The 20,540-nt window shown below is 68.5% G+C and carries 17 protein-coding genes; 7 read left to right on the forward strand and 10 right to left on the reverse strand.

The window, feature by feature from the left end; translation table 11 throughout:
* Positions 1-114 precede the first annotated feature (114 nt).
* Positions 115-1,647 carry an IMP dehydrogenase gene (guaB, locus tag ABLE93_RS00650; protein ID WP_348837153.1) on the reverse strand — a complete coding sequence of 511 codons (1,533 nt, stop codon included), beginning with the start codon at positions 1,645-1,647 and terminating at the stop codon, positions 115-117.
* 184 nt (positions 1,648-1,831) lie between these two features.
* Positions 1,832-2,275, reverse strand: a complete 444-nt coding sequence (locus ABLE93_RS00655) for a L,D-transpeptidase (protein ID WP_348837155.1) — start codon at positions 2,273-2,275, stop codon at positions 1,832-1,834.
* 283 nt (positions 2,276-2,558) lie between these two features.
* Between ABLE93_RS00655 and ABLE93_RS00660 the strand changes: the two genes are divergently transcribed.
* The 4 genes from ABLE93_RS00660 (at position 2,559) to ABLE93_RS00675 (ending at position 6,137) form a co-directional block, all read left to right on the forward strand.
* Positions 2,559-3,125: an NnrU family protein gene (locus tag ABLE93_RS00660; protein WP_348837157.1), complete on the forward strand. Its 567-nt coding sequence runs from the start codon at positions 2,559-2,561 to the stop codon at positions 3,123-3,125.
* Positions 3,126-3,214: 89 nt separating this feature from the next.
* Complete coding sequence (gene panB, locus ABLE93_RS00665) at positions 3,215-4,057, forward strand: 3-methyl-2-oxobutanoate hydroxymethyltransferase (RefSeq protein ID WP_348837159.1); 843 nt, start codon at positions 3,215-3,217, stop codon at positions 4,055-4,057.
* Between the two features lie 56 nt (positions 4,058-4,113).
* Positions 4,114-4,890: a penicillin-binding transpeptidase domain-containing protein gene (locus tag ABLE93_RS00670; protein WP_348837161.1), complete on the forward strand. Its 777-nt coding sequence runs from the start codon at positions 4,114-4,116 to the stop codon at positions 4,888-4,890.
* 101 nt (positions 4,891-4,991) lie between these two features.
* Entirely contained in the window at positions 4,992-6,137 is a 1,146-nt protein-coding gene (locus ABLE93_RS00675; protein WP_348837163.1) for a benzoate/H(+) symporter BenE family transporter, read from the forward strand.
* A 200-nt stretch (positions 6,138-6,337) separates the two neighbouring features.
* Here the strand turns inward: ABLE93_RS00675 and ABLE93_RS00680 are convergent, their stop codons facing one another.
* The 7 genes from ABLE93_RS00680 to ABLE93_RS00710 form a co-directional block, all read right to left on the reverse strand.
* Complete coding sequence (locus ABLE93_RS00680) at positions 6,338-7,327, reverse strand: branched-chain amino acid ABC transporter permease (protein WP_348837164.1); 990 nt, start codon at positions 7,325-7,327, stop codon at positions 6,338-6,340.
* A 10-nt stretch (positions 7,328-7,337) separates the two neighbouring features.
* Positions 7,338-8,219, reverse strand: coding sequence for a branched-chain amino acid ABC transporter permease (locus tag ABLE93_RS00685; RefSeq protein ID WP_348837166.1), 882 nt, complete (start codon positions 8,217-8,219; stop codon positions 7,338-7,340).
* A gap of 65 nt (positions 8,220-8,284) precedes the next feature.
* Entirely contained in the window at positions 8,285-9,490 is a 1,206-nt protein-coding gene (locus ABLE93_RS00690; RefSeq protein WP_348837167.1) for an ABC transporter substrate-binding protein, read from the reverse strand.
* A 53-nt stretch (positions 9,491-9,543) separates the two neighbouring features.
* Positions 9,544-10,257 carry an ABC transporter ATP-binding protein gene (locus tag ABLE93_RS00695; protein ID WP_348837168.1) on the reverse strand — a complete coding sequence of 238 codons (714 nt, stop codon included), beginning with the start codon at positions 10,255-10,257 and terminating at the stop codon, positions 9,544-9,546.
* A gap of 1 nt (position 10,258) precedes the next feature.
* Positions 10,259-11,029, reverse strand: coding sequence for an ABC transporter ATP-binding protein (locus ABLE93_RS00700; RefSeq protein WP_348837170.1), 771 nt, complete (start codon positions 11,027-11,029; stop codon positions 10,259-10,261).
* Between the two features lie 255 nt (positions 11,030-11,284).
* A complete protein-coding gene (locus ABLE93_RS00705) occupies positions 11,285-11,659 on the reverse strand; it encodes a hypothetical protein (RefSeq protein WP_348837172.1) in 375 nt (124 codons plus the stop codon).
* Positions 11,660-11,845: 186 nt separating this feature from the next.
* Complete coding sequence (locus ABLE93_RS00710; protein WP_510182954.1) at positions 11,846-12,427, reverse strand: peroxidase-related enzyme; 582 nt, start codon at positions 12,425-12,427, stop codon at positions 11,846-11,848.
* A gap of 414 nt (positions 12,428-12,841) precedes the next feature.
* Between ABLE93_RS00710 and ABLE93_RS00715 the strand changes: the two genes are divergently transcribed.
* Positions 12,842-17,671, forward strand: coding sequence for an NAD-glutamate dehydrogenase (locus ABLE93_RS00715; protein WP_348837173.1), 4,830 nt, complete (start codon positions 12,842-12,844; stop codon positions 17,669-17,671).
* A 39-nt stretch (positions 17,672-17,710) separates the two neighbouring features.
* On the opposite strand, the gene ABLE93_RS00720 is transcribed toward ABLE93_RS00715, so the two are convergent.
* Positions 17,711-19,507 carry an AI-2E family transporter gene (locus tag ABLE93_RS00720; RefSeq protein ID WP_348837174.1) on the reverse strand — a complete coding sequence of 599 codons (1,797 nt, stop codon included), beginning with the start codon at positions 19,505-19,507 and terminating at the stop codon, positions 17,711-17,713.
* A 142-nt stretch (positions 19,508-19,649) separates the two neighbouring features.
* Here ABLE93_RS00720 and ABLE93_RS00725 point away from each other — a divergent pair, with 142 nt between their 5' ends.
* Positions 19,650-19,955 (forward strand): hypothetical protein, encoded by a 306-nt coding sequence (locus ABLE93_RS00725; RefSeq protein ID WP_348837175.1) that lies wholly within the window; start codon positions 19,650-19,652, stop codon positions 19,953-19,955.
* Positions 19,956-20,070: 115 nt separating this feature from the next.
* Positions 20,071-20,487, forward strand: a complete 417-nt coding sequence (locus ABLE93_RS00730) for a winged helix-turn-helix transcriptional regulator (RefSeq protein WP_348837177.1) — start codon at positions 20,071-20,073, stop codon at positions 20,485-20,487.
* Positions 20,488-20,540 lie beyond the last annotated feature (53 nt).

A 20,540-nucleotide genomic window follows, 5' to 3' on the forward strand; every position in this document is an offset into this window, starting at 1 on the left:
GCCCTCGAAGACGAAGCTACTTAACGGTATTTCCTTGGGGAAGTCCCGTTTTGTTACCGATTGTTAACAAGCCGTGCGCGCTGCGATTCCAGCGCGCACGGTCGTCGGAAACCGTCAGACGCTGGTGGGGTAATTGGGGCTCTCGCGGGTGATGACCACGTCGTGCACGTGGCTCTCCCGCAGGCCCGCGGACGAGATGCGCACGAAGCGCGCCCGCTCGCGGAACTCCTCCAGCGTGCGCCCGCCCACATAGCCCATGGCGGCGCGCAGGCCGCCGGCGAGCTGGTGGAGCACGGCGCCGACCGGTCCCTTGTAGGCCACCTGCCCCTCGATGCCTTCCGGCACGAGCTTCAGCGTGTCGCGCACCTCGGCCTGGAAATAGCGGTCGGCGGAGCCGCGCGCCATGGCGCCCACCGAGCCCATGCCGCGGTACGACTTGTAGGACCGGCCCTGGTAGAGGAAGACCTCGCCCGGGCTCTCGTCCGTTCCGGCGAGCAGGGAGCCCACCATGGCGGCGGACGCGCCCGCAGCCAGCGCCTTGGCGAGGTCGCCGGAATATTTGATGCCGCCGTCGGCCACCACCGGGGTTCCCGTGGAGTAGGCCGCCTCCACCGCATCCATCACGGCGGTCAGCTGCGGCACGCCCACACCGGCGACGATGCGGGTGGTGCAGATTGAGCCGGGGCCGATGCCGACCTTCACCGCATCGGCGCCCGCATCGATGAGGGCGCGAGTGCCCTCGGCGGTGGCGACGTTGCCGGCGAGGATCTGGGTCTTGTTGGACAGGCGCTTGATGCGGCTGACCTGGTCCAGCACCTTCTTGGAATGGCCGTGGGCGGTGTCCACCACCACAAGGTCCACTCCCGCGTCGATGAGGCGCTCGGTGCGCTCGAAGCCGTCCTCGCCCACGGTCGTCGCGGCGGCGACCCTGAGGCGCCCCTGCTCATCCTTCGCCGCGTGGGGATAGGCGACCGCCTTCTCGATGTCCTTGACGGTGATGAGGCCGACGCAGCGCTCGTTCTCGTCCACCACCAGCAGCTTCTCGATGCGGTACTGATGCAGGAGGCGCTTGGCTTCCTCCTGGTTCACCTGGCCCTCGCGCACGGTGATGAGCCGATCCTTGGTCATCAGCTCGGCGACACGCTGACCGGGGTTGCGGGCGAAGCGAACATCACGGTTGGTGAGGATGCCCACGAGGCGGCCGGCGATGCCGCCGGTGCCCCGCTCCACCACCGGGATGCCGGAGATGGAATAGCGCTTCATCAGCGTCAGCGCGTCGGCCAGGGTCTCGTCGGGATGGATGGTGACAGGATTCACCACCATCCCCGATTCGAACTTCTTCACCTGCCGCACGTGCTCCGCCTGCATCTCCGGCGAGAGGTTGCGGTGGATCACGCCGATGCCGCCCGCCTGCGCCATGGCGATGGCGAGACGCGATTCGGTGACGGTGTCCATGGCCGCGGAGAGGATGGGCAGGTTGAGGGAGATCGTCTTGGTGAGCCGGGTGGCCACCTCGACATCTCCGGGCATCACCTCCGAGGCGCCGGGCTGAAGCAGCACGTCGTCGAAGGTCAGCGCCTCGCGGAAGGGCGAGCGGCCGGCGGCGGCATCGGCGGTCTGGGGCGCGGTCCCATTGGGGGTCGTCATGGCCAACTCCTTGTGGCGGCGCGGAAGGCAGACCGCTGGATCGGGGCCGGAACGGGGTGAGGCGCCGGAACGGCTTGGCACCCCGCTACGAGTTGGCAGTGGCCGATACCATGAGTGAACGACGAATAGAAGACCTGTTGCGAAGCATTCGCTGCATGGGTGCCCTGCGTCGCCGGGCGGCGGCTCAGCGGGTGATGACGATCAGCGTGTTGCCGGACCCATAGGCCTGCACCAGGGAATACAACGCCGCCGCATTGGAAGGATGGAGACGGATGCACCCGTGGGAGGCCGGCGAGCCCAGCTGGCGCACCGCGTAGCTGCCGTGGATGGCATAACCGCCCCGGAAGAAGATGGAATATGGCATGGGGGAGTTGTCGTACTTGCGCGAATAATAGGTGCGGTACATGCGCTGGGGCCGATAGGTCCCCGTCGGGGTGACGTAGCCGCGCCGGGCGGTGGAGATCGGCCAGGAATAGTGCGGCATGCCGTTGACCGACACGGTCATGTTCTGCGCCGACAAGTCGATCCGCGCCACCACCGCCGCAGCTTCCGCCTCGCCGGCACCGAAAAGCGCGGCTGCACCGACGACGACCAGGGCTCGCAGGGCCGCGAGAGCGCGGATGCGCATTACGCCTCGGCCGCCACCCTCGGGACGCGAAGACGCGGATACGGACCCCGGCCTGGCCGGCACCGCCGGCCGCGCGATCGACGCCTGTGGCATGGCGTTCATCCTTGTTTCCCCACCGGAAATCATACTGCCACGGTGCCGCTCGCACGCAAGCGCCGCCCCATCCGCACCTGGACCCGTTCCAATCCGCCTTCCGCCCCACTAATGTCCCGCCGGCGGCGCCCCTGTTGGGACCGCGGGCCTTGGGGCTCGCGGACGGCTCGCCCCTAGCGGAGATCAATCCATGGTGATGATGCTGTTCGGCCTTGTGGTCTTCCTCGGCATCCATGTGGTGACGAGCTTGCGGGGCCTGCGGGCGTCACTCATCGCCCAATTGGGGGAAGGCCCCTACAAGGGCTTCTATTCCCTGCTGGCCGCCAGCGGTCTGCTGCTTACCGCCTATGGCTTCGCCCTGTGGCGGGCGTCGGGCCCCACCGTGGTCTGGGATCCGCCGGTGGCGCTGCGCCATTTCACCCTGCTGCTGATGCTGTTTGCCTGCATCGCCATCGTCGCCGCCTACGTGCCGAGCCATATCAAGGCCTGGCTCAAGCATCCCATGCTGGTGGGTGTGAAGACCTGGGCGGTGGCGCACCTGCTCGCCAACGGCGACATAGCCTCCATCGTGCTCTTCGGCGCCGTGCTCGCATGGGCGGTCTACGACCGCATATCGGTGAAGCGGCGCGCCGTCCCCTTGCCGGTGGCACCCGCCAACTGGGCCGGCGACGCGCTCGCGGTGGGCGGGGGACTGGTGCTCTATGCTGCGCTCGCCTACCTATTCCATCCCTACGTCGTCGGCGTGCCGGTGATGTGAGCGCCCTCGGGAGGGTGCTGGCGAATTGAGATCGACAACGGGCACCGTCGCTTCGGCGGCGGATCGCCCCGGCAGAGTGAGGAAACGCCATGTCCATTCAGGCCGAGGCCCGCCGCGTGACGGCGCCGGAAATCCAGGCGCGCAAGGGGGGCGATCCCATCGTGTCGCTTACCTCCTACCATGCCCACACCGCGCGCCTGCTCGACCGCCACGTGGACGTGATCCTCGTGGGCGACAGCCTCGGCATGGTGATGCACGGGCTGGAGACCACCGTTCCCGTGACGGTGGAGATGATGATCGTGCACGGCCGTGCCGTGGTGCGCGGCACGAAGCGGGCGCTCATCGTGGTGGACCTGCCCTTCGGCAGCTACGAGGCGAGCCCCACCGAGGCCTTCCACACCGCCGCCCGGATCCTGAAGGAGACCGGCGCCGGCGCGGTCAAGCTCGAGGGCGGCCGCCGCATGGCCGAGACCGTGCGCTTCCTGGTGGATCGCGGCGTGCCGGTGATGGGGCATGTCGGCCTCACCCCGCAGGCGATCAATACCCTGGGCTCCTTCAAGGCCCGCGGCCGCGACGATGCCGAGGCCTCCATCATCCTCGACGACGCCCGCGCGGTGGCGGAGGCCGGTGCCTTCTCCATCGTGCTGGAAGCCATTGCCGAGCCCCTCGCCCGGCGCATCACCGAAGAGGTGTCCTGCCCCACCATCGGCATCGGCGGCTCGCCGGCCTGCGACGGCCAGATCCTGGTGCTGGAAGACATGCTGGGTCTCGGCGACCGGGTGCCGAAGTTCGTCAAGAAGTACGCCAATCTCGGTCCTGACATCGAGAAGGCCGTGGCGACCTATGCCGAGGAGGTGCGGGCCCGCACCTTCCCCGCGAAGGAGCACACCTACGCGCCGCGCCTTGTGGACAAGCCGGCCAAGGCCTCCTGATGGGGATGTCCGCGCGGCTGCGGTCCGCATGCGTCGTCGCTTTGGCTGGGTTGGCCGTGGCTGGGCTCGCCGCGACCCCCACGCGGGCGGCGGAGGACTGCCTCGTCGTCACCGACCTCGACAGCGGCCGGGTGCTCGCCAAGCAGGGGCTGTGCGCGGCACGCCATCCGCCGAACTCCACCTTCAAGGTGGTGCTCGCCCTGATGGGATACGATGCCGGCCTCCTGAAAAGCGAAAGCCAGCCGGTGCTCAACCCGCCGGATGGCGCGGACCTGGAGCGGCCCGAGACGCGCGGCCCGCAGACCCCGCGCTCCTGGATGCAGAATTCCGTCGTGTGGTATTCGGAGCTTCTCGCCCGCGACCTCGGCCGCGAACGGATGGCGCGCTACCTGAAGGGCTTCGCCTACGGCAACGAGAACATGGGCGGGGTGAAAGGCGAGAGCGAGCCGGGGGCGCGCTTCTGGCTCTCCTCCTCGCTCGTGATCTCGCCGCGCGAGCAGATCGACTTCCTGCGGCGCATGCTGAAGGGCGAGTTGCCGGTCTCGGCCGAAGCCGTGCACGAGACCATGAAGATCATGGCTATTGATGCCCAGCCCGCCGGCTGGCTGGTGTTCGGCAAGACCGGCTCCGGCTTCACCCGCCTCGCCGACGGCGTCCTGGACCGCTCCCGGCCGTTCGGCTGGTTCGTCGGGTTCGCCAAGAAGGACGGGCGGACGGCGGTGTTCGTGCGCTTCACCGCCCTCGACGTGGCGTCGCCCGAGCCCCTCGGCCTCGTGGCGCGGCGGCAGGCTTTGGCCGCCCTTGCCCCGGTCCTGGCCGCCCAATCCCCCTGATCTGACGCGATCCGGTCGAACCGGAGTGGCCGGCGCGCGTCCCCATGGGCGCCGCCATGGTGCGGTGACGAGCACGCCTCGACGGCGTGAAGGAGCAAGCGGTGCCGGTGTCCGTCGTAATCTCGGCCGTCATGGCATCGCTGATCGGCTTTGGTGGAACGCTGGCCGTGGTGCTGGCCGCCGCCACGGCGGTGGGCGCGAGCCCGGCGGAGGCCTCGTCCTGGGTTGCCGCCAGTTGCCTCGCGGTGGCTGCGACCAGCGCCTTCCTGTCGATCCGCCACCGCATGCCCATCGTCACCGCATGGTCCACGTCCGGGGCGGCACTGATCGCGGGTTTCGGCGCCGGCATCGGCATGGACCGGGCGGTCGGCGCCTTCATCGTCGCCGGCCTGCTCGTCGTGGCCTGTGCGGCGGTGAAACCGCTCGGGGCGCTGGTGGCGCGCATTCCCGTCGCGGTGGCGGCGGCGATGCTGGCGGGCGTGCTGTTCCACTTCGTGACGGCGCTGGCGGAGCACGCGGTGGCGAGCCCCGCGGTGGCGCTGCCGGTGATCGTCGCCTATTTCGCCATGCGCCTGCTGGCGCCAAAATGGGCGGTTCCCGCCGCCCTCGCCGCGGGCACCATCGACGCTCTTGCCCTCGGGCGGGTTGGCGCCATGCCGGCGCCGGAGCTGTCGGCGCTGGCCTTCGTCATGCCGAGCTTCGATACCCAGGTCATGCTGGGGCTCGGCGTGCCGCTTTTCCTCGTCACCATGGCGTCGCAGAACCTGCCCGGCATCGCCGTGCTGCGGGCGTCGGGCTATGCGCCGCCGGTGCGCTCTATCCTCGCCGCCACCGGTATCGCATCCGTGGTGAGCGCCCCCTTCTGCACCCACACCACCAACGCCGCCGCCATCACCGCCGCCTTGTGCACGGGCCCCGACACCCATCCGGACCCCGCCGAGCGCTGGAAGACCGGTATGCCCTATGCGGTGATGTACCTGCTGCTGGCGGCGGCCGGCACCTCCCTGGTGGCGGTCTTCGCCGCCTTGCCGCCGGCGCTGATCGCCTCCGTCGCCGGGCTGGCGTTGATCTCTCCCCTGGCGGGGGCGCTGACGGCGGCGGTGGCGCAGGACCGCGATCGGGTGGCCGCCGTGGTCGCCTTCGCCACCACCGCGTCGGGCATCAGCGCGCTGGGCCTTGGGGCGCCGCTCTGGGGACTGGCGGCGGGGCTGACCGTGATCGGCCTAGACGCAATCCGCCAGCGCTAAGGGACGCTGCGCGCCCGGACCCGGCGATCGAGAACGCGGACATCGATGGCCTTGCACCCAGCCGCTCTGGCCTCAGCCGTCTTGCCCCAGCGGCCTTGCCCCATGAAAAACCCCGCGGCCGACCAGCGCCCGCGGGGTGGGAGGATCTCAGGCCCGTCAGGCCATTCGGCTGACGGGAAAACGCAGGCCGCAAGCGCGGCTCAGCTGTTGGCCTTCTTCGCCTTCATCTGCTGGACGATGGCGATGATCTCGCCGACGAAGCCGCGGCGGAAGAGGGAGACGGCGAGCACGAAGATCACGCCCTGGATCACCAGCACCCACTCGCCGAGGCCGGCCAGATAGTTCTGCATGGTGACGATCACCGCCGCGCCGACCACCGGGCCGAGGATCGTGCCCATGCCACCCACCAGCGTCATCAGCACCACCTCGCCCGACATCTGCCAGGCCACGTCGGTGAGAGACGCCAGCTGGAACACCAGCACCTTGGTGGAGCCGGCAAGGCCAGCGAGCGCAGCCGAGAGCACGAAGGCCAGCAGCTTGTATTGGTTGACCCGGTAGCCCAGCGAGATGGCGCGCGGCTCGTTCTCGCGGATCGCCTTCAGCACCTGCCCGAAGGGCGAATAGATGGTGCGGTAGATGACGAGGAAGCCGAACACGAAGATCGCCAGCACCAGATAATACAGGTGGATGTCCTGGCTGATGTCGATGACGCCGAACAGCGGGCGCCGGGGCACCGCCTGCAGACCGTCCTCGCCGCCGGTGAACTTCGCCTGGAGGCAGAAGAAGAAGAACATCTGCGCCAGCGCCAGCGTCACCATGGCGAAGTAGATGCCCTGCCGCTTGATCGCCAGCAGGCCGGAGAGGAGGCCGAGCAGCGCGGCGAAGACCACGCCGGCGAGGATGCCCACCTCGGGCGTGAAGCCCAGTACCTTGATGGTGTGGGCGCAGATATAGGCCGAGCCGCCGAAGAACATGGCGTGGCCGAAGGACAAAAGGCCGGTGTAGCCGAGCAGCAGATTGAAGGCGCACGCGAACAGCGCGAAGCACATCACCTTCATCAGGAACACGGGATAGACGCCGAACGGCGCCACCAGCAGCACCGCCAAGGCGACGACGCCGAAGATCATGACGCTGGCGGTGCCGGCTCCGGCTGCGGCGGGCGCGGCGGCGGGATGGGTCGTGGTGCTCATCGCTGCGGCCTCACTTCGCGGTGCCGAACAGGCCGGCGGGCTTCACCATGAGCACCAGGGCCATGATGACGAAAATGACGGTGGACGAGGCCTCGGGATAGAACACCTTGGTGAGGCCCTCGATGACGCCGAGGCCGAAGCCGGTGAGGATCGCCCCCATGATGGAGCCCATGCCGCCGATCACCACCACCGCGAACACCACGATGATGAGGTTGGAGCCCATGGTGGGGCTGACCTGATAGGCCGGGGCAGCCAGCACGCCGGCGAGCGCGGCAAGGCCGACACCGAAGCCGTAGGTGAGCGTGATCATGCGTGGCACGTCGATGCCGAAGGCCTGCACCAGGTCCGGCCGCTCGGTGGCGGCGCGCAGATAGGAGCCGAGCTTGGTGCGCTCGATGACGAACCAGGTGGCGAGGCAGACCACGAGGGAGGCGACCACCACGAAGGCGCGGTAGTTGGGCAGGAACATGAAGCCGAGGTTGGTGCCGCCCGGCAGGGGATTGTTGTAGGGCAGGCCCGAGGAGCCGTACTGCCGGCGGAACAGCCCTTCGATGATGAGGGCAAGACCGAATGTGAGCAGCAGGCCGTACAGATGGTCGAGATGGTACAATCGTTTGAGCAGCGTCCTCTCGATCGCCATGCCGATGATGGCGACGATGATGGGCGACAGCACCAGCGCGCCCCAGAAGGGGATGCCGGCGTAGTTCAGCAGCATCCACGCCCCAAAGGCGCCCATCATGTACTGGGCGCCGTGGGTGAAGTTGATGACGTTCAGAAGGCCGAAGATCACCGCGAGCCCGAGGCTCAGCATGGCGTAGAAAGCGCCGTTGATCAGGCCCAGAAGCAACTGCCCGAACAGGGCCTGCGGTGGAATGCCGAGAAGCTCGAACATCGAAGATCCGTCTCGTCAGGAGGAAGCGGGCCGGCCCTGAAGACCGACCCGCCCGCAATGAAGGATCAGCCCTTCTTCACGAGGGGGCAGTCCCCCTCGCCGATGGGGCGGAACGCCTCGTTGGCCGGGATGGTGGCCTTGAGGGTGTAGTAGTCGTAGGGGCCCTTGGACTCCGACGGCTTCTTCACCTCGAACAGGTACATGGGGTGGATGTGGCGGCCGTCGGCCCGCACCTCGCCCTTGCCGAACAGCGGGTCGTCGGTGGGGATTTCCTTCATCTTGGCCACCACGGCGGCGCCGTCCTTGGCCGACTTCAGGGCTTCCACCGCCTTCAGATAATGGGTGACGCCGGAATAGACGCCGGCCTGCACCATGGTCGGGCGCTTGCCGCCGTTGGCCGCCGCGAAGGCGTCGGCGAACTTGCGGTTGGCGTCGGTCTGGTCCCAGTACCAGGCGGAGGTCAGGTTCAGGCCCTGCGACACCTTCAGGCCGAGCGAGTGGATGTCGGTGAGGAAGATCAGCAGGCCGGCAAGCTTCTGGCCGCCGTCCACGATGCCGTATTCCGACGCCTGCTTGATGGAGTTGATCGTGTCGCCGCCGGCGTTGGCAAGGCCGATGATCTTGGCCTTGGAGGACTGCGCCTGCAGCAGGAAGGAAGAGAAGTCGGCGTTGTTGAGCGGCACGCGGACCTGGCCCACCACCTTGCCGCCGTTGGTCTTCACCACCTCGGAGGTGTCGCGCTCGAGCGCATGGCCGAAGGCGTAGTCGGCGGTCAGGAAGAACCAGGTATCGCCGCCGGTCTTCACGATGGCCTTGCCGGTGCCGTTGGCGAGCGCCCAGGTGTCGTAGGTCCAGTGGACGGTGTTCGGCGTGCAGGCTTTGCCGGTGAGGTCGGAGGTGGCCGCGCCGGAATTGATGAAGACCTTGTTCTTTTCCTTGGTCACGGTGTTCACCGCGAGGGCGACGCCGGAATTGGGGGTGTCGACGATCACGTCCACGCCGTCCACGTCATACCACTGGCGGGCAACCGAGGTGCCCACGTCGGCCTTGTTCTGGTGGTCGGCGAAGATCACGTCCACCTTCAGGCCCTTGGCGGCGGCGCCGAAATCCTCGACCGCCTTCTTGGCGGCCCACACGGAGCCCTGGCCGCCGAGATCGGCATACAGGCTCGACTGGTCATTGAGCACGCCGATCTTGACCGGCACCTGGGCGTGAGCGGCGCCGGCGCCGATGAGGCTGCTGGCGGCCAGGAAAATGGCTGCAAGACGCATGATATGTCCTCCCTCCGGCTGATCCGCCGGCATTCTCTGTCAGGAACCCGGCCTCAGACGCCGAGGAACGCTTCGAGACGAGCCGCGTTTTCCGCGATCTTGTCATTTTCCACCATGTCCACCACGCGGCCGTGCTCCACCACGTAGTGGCGGTCGGCGACGGTGGAGGCGAAGTGGAAATTCTGCTCCACCAGGAGAACCGTAAACCCCTTCTTCTTGAGGTTCCGGATGATCTCGCCGATGTGCTGGACGATCACCGGCGCAAGGCCTTCGGACGGTTCGTCCAGCAGCAGCAGCTTGGCACCGGTGCGCAGGATGCGGGCGATGGCCAGCATCTGCTGCTCGCCGCCCGAGAGCTTGGTGCCCTGGCTGTTGCGACGCTCCTCCAAGCGCGGGAACAGCTCGTGCACCTCGTCCACGGTCAGCCCGCCCGGCAGAACCACCGGCGGAAGCAGGAGGTTTTCGCGAACGGAGAGCGAGGCGAAGATACCGCGCTCCTCGGGGCAGATGGCGATGCCGAGGCGGGCGATCTTGTTTGGCGCCAGACCGACCGTCTCGGTGCCCTGATAGGTGATGGAGCCGGTGCGCTTGCGCAGCAGGCCCATGATGGCGCGCATGGTGGTGGTCTTGCCGGCGCCGTTGCGGCCGAGCAGCGTCACCACCTCGCCGGGGTGCACGTCGAAGGTCATGCCGTGCAGCACATGGCTCTCGCCATAGTGGCCGTGCAGGTCCTTCACCGAAAGCAGCGGCGTTCCGTTCGCGGCCATCTCAATGCGCTCCACCGGTGCCCATATATGCCTCGATCACCTGCGGGTTCTTCGAGACTTCCGCATAGGGCCCCTCGGTGAGGATCTCGCCGCGCGCCAGCACGGTGATCCGGTCGGAGAGGTTGGCCACCACGGAAAGATTGTGTTCCACCATCAGGATGGTGCGGTTCGCCGACACGCGCCGGATGAGATCGGCGGTGCGGGCGATGTCCTCGCGGCCCATGCCGGAGGTCGGCTCGTCCAGCAGCAGCATTTCCGGCTCGAGGGCGAGGGTGGTGGCGATCTCCAGCGCGCGCTTGCGGCCGTAGGGCAGCTCCACCGCCAGATTGCCGGCGTACTGGGTGAGGTCCACGTCGGCGATCAGCTCCATGGCGCGGTCGTTGAGCGCGTCGAGGCTCTTCTCCGACTGCCAGAAATGGAAGGAATTGCCGATCGGGCGCTGCAGCGCGATGCGCACGTTCTCCAGCACCGTCAGGTGGGGGAAGGTCGCCGAGATCTGGAACGAGCGCACCATGCCGAGCCGCGCCACGTCGGCGGGCGGCGTGCGCGTGATATCGCGCCCGTTGAGGCGGATAGTGCCGCGCGTGGGCTCGAGAAACTTGGTGATGAGATTGAAGCAGGTGGTCTTTCCCGCACCATTCGGCCCGATCAGAGCATGAATGGTGTGCCGCCGGATCTTGAGGTCAACGTTCTTGACCGCAGCGAATCCTTTGAATTCCTTGGTAAGACCCGATGCTTCAACGATGTAGGGCACGTCTGAGACAGTGTCCATGATCGTATGGCGCCCTCGCTGTTCCCGGCCGCACGACGCCTGAATGGCGCTTCAGCCGATGTCCTCAGGATAGGCACCTTTGGCGGTGCGCTTGATCTTGCGGCGCAAGCTAGCATGCCGCGCCGTGGCCGCGTCAATAGACCGTGTCACCGACAGATGTCTAGCTCGATCTTACCGTTCTTCTGTGCCGTCCACACGGGTTCCGTGCGGCATTTCCATCATGTTCGTCGGGAGGTTGAGACGGCGCCGGCCGGCTCAACGCGCGACGCGCTCGATAACAAGGGCGAGGCGATCGCGTGAGGCGTGGGAGATTTCCAGCACGACCCCGCCCGCCGGAAGGCGGAACCTCAGACTCTTGCGCACGCCAGGACAGGCGCAAACGCCGGAGAAAGCGAGCGGCGCAAGGGCATTCCCCACCACGAACACATCGATCCAGGCGGGTGCCGCGACCGTGATCTGCCACACGCCTTGGGGCTCCGGCACCACAAGGCGCAGGAACGCCGCCTGCGCCGCCCCACCGGGGCGGGTGGGAGGATGGGGCAGGTCCACGGCGTCTCCCGCTGTGAGGCGGAGCGCCACGGCGGTGGTGAGCGGAAGGGCAAGGGTGGCATCCCCGTCCACCGGCGCCACGTCCGGCGCCGTCAGGCGGGCGCGTGCTTCTTCCAGCGACCATGCCGCCCGTTCGCAATCCGCACGCGCTGCCCTCCCCCGTCCCGACGCCCAACTCGACGCAGTGCTCCACCCAGCATCGGCTCGTCCTTGCCAAAAGATATATCCACTGAGATATATCTTGGACCGGCCTGAGGCGAACCCGGTTCAGGTCTTCGGGGTTCGCGCCTGGGCGTGATAAGCCTCGTTAGGCCGCATGTCGGTGGCCGAGGCGATGCGGTTCGACATGTTGAAGAACCCCACCACCGCGCCGATGTCCCACACGTCGCGCGGCGAGAAGCCGACGGCGGCGAGGGCGGCACGGTCCTCCTCCTCGATCTCGTTCGGCCGTTCCGTGAGCTTGGCGGCGAAGTCGAGCATGGCGCGGCGACGCGGGTCGAGGCGGGCGGCGCGATAGTTCATCACCATCTGCTCGCCAAGAATCGGATCGCCCGAAAGCTGGCGCACCGCCGCGCCATGGGCCGTGAGGCAGTAATAGCAGCGGTTGATGCTGGAGACGACGACGGCGATCATCTCCCGTTCCAGCTTGGAGAGGCCCGAGGGCGCCAGCATCAGATCGTTGTACATGGCGGCGAAGGCGGTGAGCTTCGCCATGTCGAAACTGTAGGCCTGCAGCACGTTGGGCACGAAGCCGATCTTCTCCAGGCACTTGTCGAAATAGGCGCGGTTCGCCGGATCGAGTTCCGCCGGCTGCAGGTCCAGCGCGATGGCGGGGAGATCGTCCCGCACCCGCTCCGCGGCGACCGGGACCGCGGCGGCGCCTGCTCCATTCGCCTGCGCTTGGTTGGCCTTGCCCGTCGTCTTGCGGCTCGCGGGCGCTGTGGGCTTCGCGGCGGCCTTCGCGGATGTCGTCGGCGCCGCCTTGGCGGGCCGGGTGTCGGCCTTGGAGGTGGTCCTGGCGCGCCGGGCAGACGGCTTATCCGCGGGGGTGACCGCGACAGCCGGCGGCGCCTCAGTTTCGGGCCTGCCTCTATTTGCGCCAATCGCGCTTTTGCCCTTTTCCGCGCCCAACGGTGCCTTCACTTTCGATGCCATGGGGTCGCCTCGTCATTCTCGCGTCGCCGCCCGGGGCCAAACCTTCCGAAGCCCGCCTCCGGCGATGCTCCCTGCCGGACCCGACGCCCGCACCACAGAGGAAAGGCCATGAACGTCATGGGATTTCAAGCCGGCGCCGAACGCCCCGACGACGCATCTCGCCGCGACCGCCTCCGGGACCTGCTTGCAGGCGACGTGCCTCCTCTGCCTGCGGGCTTCGCCGACACCTTCCTCGCCGCCGTGGCGCCGGAGGATCTGGCGCCCCTCACCCCGGCCTGCCTCGCCGTGCTGCTGCGCGCCGCCTGGACCCATGTGGCGAGCCGCGTGGCCGGCGAGCCGAGCGTGCGGGTGTTCAATCCCGAGCTGAGCGGACCGCCCGTCACCGTCATCGAGGCGGTGAACGACGACATGGCCTTCCTGTTCGATTCCATCGCCGGGGAGTTGTCCGACCGTGGTCTGGAGCTGAAGCTCGCCGCCCATCCCATCCTGCACGTGGAGCGCGACGCCGGGCGGGTGGTTGGCCTCGAGGCGCCCGGCCGCGGTGGCGCGCTCTCGGCGGAGAACCGCGAGAGCCTTATCCACATCCACGTGGCCGCCATCGATCCGGCGGAGGGCGCCAAGCTCAAGGCCGCGCTGGAGCGGACCCTCGCCGATGTGCGGGCGGCCAATGAAGACTTCTCCGCCATGCGCAAGCAGGTGCGCAGCCTCTCCAAGGGCTATCGGCGGGAGAAGCGCCCCTACGATCCCGCAGCGCAGGAGGAGGCTGCCGACGTTCTCGAATGGCTGGGCGAGGACAATTTCATCTTCATCGGCCTCAGACATTACGAGCTGACCGAGGACGGGCTGAAGGCGGAGGCCAACAGCGGCCTCGGGATCCTGCGCGATCCCGGCGTGCACGAGCTCAGGCTCGGCGATACGCCGGTGGTGACCACGCCGGAAATCCGCGCCTTCCTGGACGGCCCGGCCCCGCTGCTGTTCACCAAGGCCAGCCTGCGCTCGCGGGTGCACCGGCGCGACGTGATGGATTACGTGGGCATCAAGGTGCACGACGAGAAAGGCCGTCTCACCGGCGAGGTGCGCCTCATCGGCCTGTTCGCCTCCACCGCCTACACCCATTCCCTGCGCGAGATTCCCTATCTGCGCCTGAAGGCCGCCTCGGTGGTGGCCGGGGCGGGGGTCGAGCCGCAGAGCCATTCGGCCCGGGCGCTGGAGACGGTGCTCGAGACCTACCCGCGCGACGACCTCTTCCAGATCGACGACGGCGTGCTGCTGGCCCACGCTCGCGAAATCCTGTCCCTCTACGACCGTCCCCGCCTGAAGGTGCTCACCCGCCCGGACCGGTTCGACCGCTTCGTCGCGGTGCTGGCCTTCCTGCCGCGCGAGCGCTTCGACGCGCAGGTGCGCGACCGCATCGGCGAGATTCTCGCCCAGGCCTATGACGGGCGGGTCTCCGCCATGGAGCAGGCCTTCGTCGCCGGTCTGCCGCTGACGCGGGTGCATTACATCATCGGCCGCACCGAAGGCCGCATCCCGGCGGTGGATCGCCCGTCGCTGGAGCGTACGGTGGCCGACGCCATCCTCACCTGGGGCGATCGCCTCACGGCCGCCGTCGGCACGATCCCCGGCATCCACACCGCCGATGCGGCGCGCCTTGTCGCGCGATACGGCGGCGCCTTCGACCCGGCCTACATGGCGGCCTACGACGTGCCCACCGCGCTTGCCGATATCGAGCGGATGGAGCGCCTCTCGCCCGAGCGGCCGGTGGCCCTCGACTTCTACCGCCGGGCCGGCGACGATGCGAAGCGCATCGCGCTCAAGCTCATCTCCTACGGCGCGCCCCTGCCCCTCTCCACCCGCGTGCCCATGCTGGAAAACATGGGCCTGAAGGCCATCAACGAGCGCACCTACCGCGTCGCCCCCGAAGGCTCCGTCGAGCGCTGCTGGGTGCACGACATGACGCTGGAGCGCGCCGACGGGGGCACCATCTCGGTGGAGGGCTCGGCGGTGCGGCTGGAGGACTGCCTGAACGCCGTCCTGCGCGGCGCGGCGGAAAACGACGGCTACAATGCCTTGGTGCTCGACGCCGGCCTCACTTTCCGTGAGGCGGCTCTGGTGCGGGCGCTGGGCCGCTACCTGCGCCAGGCCGGAATCCCCTTCTCGCAGGACTACATCTGGCAGACGCTCAACGCCCACCACGCCCTCGCCTGCGGCGTGGTGCGCCTGTTCCACGCCCGCTTCGACCCCGCCCTCGATCACGCGGCAGAGGCCCGGGCCGCCCGCGAGGCGCCGCTGCGCTCGGATATCGACGCCGCGCTGGCCGCCGTCTCCAGCCTCGACGAGGACCGCATCCTGCGCCGCTTCGTGAACCTCGTGGACGCAGCGCTGCGCACCACCTTCTACCAGTCCGGCCCCTACGGCCGAGACAAGGAGGCCATCGCCATCAAGTTCGAGAGCGCGAAGGTGGAGGGCCTGCCTCTGCCCCGCCCGCTCTATGAGGTGTTCGTCTATTCGCCCCGCGTGGAGGGCGTGCACCTGCGATTCGGCAAGGTCGCCCGCGGCGGGCTGCGCTGGTCCGACCGGCCGCAGGATTTCCGCACCGAGGTGCTGGGCCTGGTGAAGGCGCAGCAGGTCAAGAATGCTGTGATCGTGCCGGTGGGCGCCAAGGGCGGCTTCGTGCCCAAGCATCTGCCCGCCGGCGGCAGCCGTGAGGCGGTGATGGCGGAGGGCACCGCGGCCTACGAGATCTTCGTCTCCGCTTTGCTCGATCTCACCGACAATCTGAAGGGCGGCGCCCTGGTGCCCCCGGCCGACACGGTGCGCCTCGACGGGGACGATCCCTATCTGGTGGTCGCGGCCGACAAGGGCACGGCCACCTTCTCCGACACCGCCAACGCCATCTCCGCCCGCCATGGCTTCTGGCTCGACGACGCCTTCGCCTCCGGCGGCTCCGTGGGCTACGACCACAAGGCCATGGGCATCACCGCCCGCGGCGCCTGGGAGGCGGTGAAGCGGCATTTCCGCGAGATGAACGTCGACATCCAGGTCACGCCCGTGACGGTGGCGGGTGTCGGCGACATGTCGGGCGACGTGTTCGGCAACGGCATGCTGCTGTCGCCGGCCCTGAAGCTGGTGGCGGCGTTCGACCACCGCCACGTCTTCCTCGATCCCGATCCCGATCCCGCCTCCTCCTTCGCCGAGCGCCGCCGGCTGTTCGACCTCCCCCGCTCGTCGTGGGCCGACTACGACCCGTCGCTGATCTCCAAGGGCGGCGGCGTCTTCCCGCGCAGCGCCAAGAGCATCGACCTCTCGGAGGAGGTGCGCGCCCTGTTGCGGTTCCCGAAGGCCAGCGCCACCCCGGCCGAGCTCATCAACGCCGTACTCAAGGCCCCGGTGGACCTGCTGTTCTTCGGCGGCATCGGCACTTATGTGCGGGCCTCCACCGAGACCGACGCCCAGGCCGGCGATCGCGCCAACGATGCGGTGCGCATCGCTGCGGCTGATTTGAACGCCAAGGTGATCGGCGAGGGCGCCAACCTCGGCATGACCCAGCGCGGGCGCATCGAGGCGGCGCGGCGCGGCGTCAAGCTCAACACGGACGCCATCGACAATTCCGCCGGCGTGAACACCTCCGACGTGGAGGTGAACATCAAGATCGCGCTCGCCAAGCCACTGGAGAGCGGTGACCTCACCGCGGCCGACCGGGTGAGCCTGCTGCGCCAGATGACCGACGAGGTGGGCCGGCTCGTCCTCACCAACAACTATGCCCAGACCCTCGCCCTCTCCCTTGCCGAGATGAAGGGTGCTGACGACCTCGCCTTCCAGCAGCGGCTCATGCAGATGCTGGAGACCCGCGGCGAGCTGGACCGGCAAGTGGAGTTCCTGCCCTCCGACGCCGAGATCGCCGACCGCCGCTCCCGCGGGGAGCACCTCACCCGGCCGGAACTGGCGGTGCTGCTGGCCTATGCCAAGCTCGCCCTCAACGCCGACCTCGTCGCCTCATCCGTGCCCGACGACGCGTATCTCTCCGGCGAGCTGGTGAACTATTTCCCGCGCGAGATCCAGGCGCGCTATCCGCACGCCATCGAGACCCACCGCCTCAGCCGGGAGATCATCGCCACCGGGCTCGCCAACGCCATCGTCAACCAGGGCGGCCCCTCGGCCATGGCGCGCATCTCCGACCAGACCGGCGCGGATGCAGCCTCCATCGCCCGCGCCTTCGCCGCGGTGCGCGACAGCTACCACCTGCCCGCGCTGAACGCCGCCATCGACGCGCTGGACAACAAGATGGACGGCAAGGTCCAGCTTCAGCTCTATGCGGCGGTGCAGGAGCTCGTGGTGGGACGCACCATCTGGTTCCTCGGCAACGTCTCCTTCGCCGACGGCATCGCTGGCGTGGTGGAGCGCTATCGAAGCGGCATCGCCGCCGTGGCAGCTGTGCTGGAGGAAAGCCTGCCGGAGGTATGGCGCCGCGACCGTGCGGGCCGGGTGGCCGACCTTGTCGCCCAGAAGGTGCCGGAGGAGCTCGCCCGTGCCATCGCCTCAATGCCGGCGCTGGCCGCGGCCTCGGACATCGCGCTGCTCGCCGAGACCACCGGGCGGGCCATTCCCAGCGCGGCGAGCACCTTCTTCGCCGCCGGACGCTATTTCGCCATCGACGATCTGGTGGCGCAGGCACGCAGCATCGTCGCGCCGGACTATTACGACCGCCTCGCCCTCGACCGCTCGCTGGCGCAGCTGGAAACCTTCCTGCGCCGGATCACCGAGCTGATGCTGGCCGACGGCGCCAACGGGGAGGCGGCGGTGGACGCCTTCGTCGCCGGCCGGCGCGAGGAGGTGGAGCGCATGCGGCGAACCGTGCGCGACATCGCCGCCTCGGGCCTCAGCCTCTCCAAGCTCACCCTGGCGGCGAGCCTTTTGGGCGATCTCGTCCGGGCGTGAGCAGACCGGAGCGCGGCGGCCTCGTGCCGCCGCTTCGCGTCAGGCCGCGCCGAGACGGCGTGGCTCGGGGGTCGCCGGCACCGGGACCGGGGCGCAGATGCTCTCCACCGCAGCCGCCACCGAGGACACCGCGGCGGACTCTCCCTGCAGCTGGGTGGCGGTGCCTTCCGCCATCCAGTCGGCAACGATGACCCGATGCTGCCCGGCGTTGCGGTTCAGGCGGCGGATGGTGTAGCGCCGGTGGGCCGGGGTCGCTGGCGAGAGATAGGACAGCACCACCACCTCCGCCGATTCCTCCAGCGGTGCGAACATGCCCGCGGCGGGGCGGGTGTCCGCCGGAATGCCGCCCTCGCGCAGGCGATGGGCCAGCACCAGCGCCGCCGCCTCGTCCAGCGCCGAGCGGGCGGAGAGCACGACGATGGGCGGCGCCTCCGATTGCGGCATCTCCTCCTCGCCCTCGGGCAGATGCTCCAGCAGCGCGGCGATGGTTTCCTTCACCTTGCCCTGTCGTTCCGAATCCAGGGCGCCGCGCGCCGCGTCCCGCTGGGCAAGACGGAGCGCCGGCAGCACCACCTCGTCGCAATAGGCATCGATGTCGTGCTGCCGCAGGTATTCCTCCGCGGTGGCAGCCGCCTCCAGCGGATCGGCGGCAAGGAGGCGCTGGTAGAGCAGCTCGCTGTCGGAGAGGGGCGGCCGGTCGCCCAGCGCCACGTCGAGGAAGCCGAGGCTTTCCACGTGCCGGCCGAGCACCACGAGGCACAGGGTGAGCGGGGTCGACAGCAGCAGCCCGATGGGTCCCCACAGCCACGTCCAGAAGGTGGCGGCGGCGATCACCGCCACCGGCGAGAGGCCAGTGGAGCGACCGTAGATGAGGGGCTCGATGACGTGACCCACCAGCGGCTCGATCACCAGGAACAGGGCCGCCGTGGCGGCCACCATGCTCCAGCCCGGATCGACGGCCAGCACGAAAGCGAACGGCAGGGCCGCAGCCACGGCAGCACCCACATAAGGCACGAAGCGCAGCACCGCGGCGGCAAGGCCCCACAGCAACGGGCTCGGCACGCCGATGATCCACAGGCCGAGGCCGATCACCGTGCCGAAGCTGGCGTTGAGCGCCACCTGCGCGAGGAAGAAGCGCGACAGCCGGCTCGCCGCATCATCCAGCGCCGCCGTCGTGCGCTGCATGTCGTGGGCGCCGGCAAGGCGGACGAAGCGGTTCCTGAGGTCTTCCCGCTGCAGCAGGATGAACAGCACGAAGATGAAGACGATGCCGAAGGTCGCAAGCGGATGGAGCAGCGGCGACATGACGGCGGACAGGGTGCCGAGGGTGCCCGGCGGCGGCTCACGGATCTCCACCGGGACAGGCTTGCCATCCGTGTTGGCCTCGCCCAGCCCCTGTCCGGCCTGCGGCGCCTCGATCTCGCGGCCGAGATCCTGGAGCATGTCCATCGTCCGCTCGAAGGTCCCGGAGCCTCCCGTCGCTTCCTTGATGGAGCGGATCTTCTCGGTGAGGTTGAGGCGGTACTTGGGCAGCTCGGACACGAGGTCCGTCACCTGCAGCGCCAGAACGCCACCGAGCGCCAGGAGCCCGACGAAGGTGATGATCACCACCGCCACCACGGCGGGCGTGCGCGGCACGCGGATGCGGCGGAGCACCAAGATGACGGGAGCCAGCACGAAGGAGAGGAGGATCGCCACCGCGATGGGTACGAAGACCTCGCGCCCGACATAGAGCACGGTGACGATGGCGATGGCGGCGAAGAAGGTCAGGAATTGGTCGCGACCCGGAAGAACGGGGCCGTGAATCGATGGTTCACCCGGTTGCAACATCGACATGTCCTTTGGTCCCTCGCCGCGCCGATCCCGCCGGTGGGAGGAGGCTCGGTGCACAACGCTTCAGCGCGGCGTTGCGATCCATCGGAACGCCGGGCAAGTGCGTGCGTTTTCAACCCACGCGGCAAGCCGAAAGGAAAGCGCCATGTACATCTACGCTGTGACCTTGCGCGACGAGGTGGCGGACGGTGTGCCGCTGCATGTGCGCGACAAGCGCGCGCCCCGGGCGATCGCGCGCGATCTGGTCAAGGACGGCTTCCTCGTCACCGAGGCCGTCTCCATCCGCGCCGCGACCTCCGCCTTCGACGATGCGGACGGCAACACGGTAAAGCAGGATTTCTTCTCGGCCGAGCCGGCGGGCACTGCGGTCTTGCTGGCCTCGGCGGTGGCGATGCTGGTGGAGCGCGTTGTGCCTGACGACGCAGAGCCGATGCCTGACTTGCCGGAATGAAGACGCGTTGAAGAAATAAATATGACCTAAATCAAGGTATCTGGGTGGCGATTCTCTCGGTATATGGTCGCGCTAAAGCTCCGCATGGGGGCTGGGCGAGGCCGCGAGGAAGCCGATGCTGTCACCGCCTGTGCGCCGTAGCATAGTGATGAGTGCCGATGGGGCCGAAGGTGCTGTCGCCGAGTCTCCTTCCGAGATCTGGAAGATCAAAGCCATCCTCGCGCTGACCCACGCGCCGCTCACATTCCGCGAAGTGCAGCGAAGCTTTGGCCGATTCGTCCCGCCGGGCCGGCTCCTCGGCACCCTGCTGGAGCTGGAGCGCGGTTACATGGTGCGCCGAGAACGTCTCTCCGGGGGTGCCGCGCACCTTGCCTATGCACTCACCGAGTTGGGCCGGGACATGGCCGGGCTCATCCTTGTGGCCCAGCGTGCGCTGGACGAGGCCGAGCGCATGGATGATCGCCATCGCCTCCCCTTCCCCGAGAACGAGGAGGCCTCGCTCGCTGCCCTCGCCTTCAAGGGATGGCGCTAGACCGCGTACGCGCGCAGGGAACTCCGCGTAGCGCTAAGCCCGACGGTTTCTTA

This window comes from Xanthobacter pollutisoli, assembly GCF_040044995.1.
GTDB lineage: Bacteria > Pseudomonadota > Alphaproteobacteria > Rhizobiales > Xanthobacteraceae > Xanthobacter.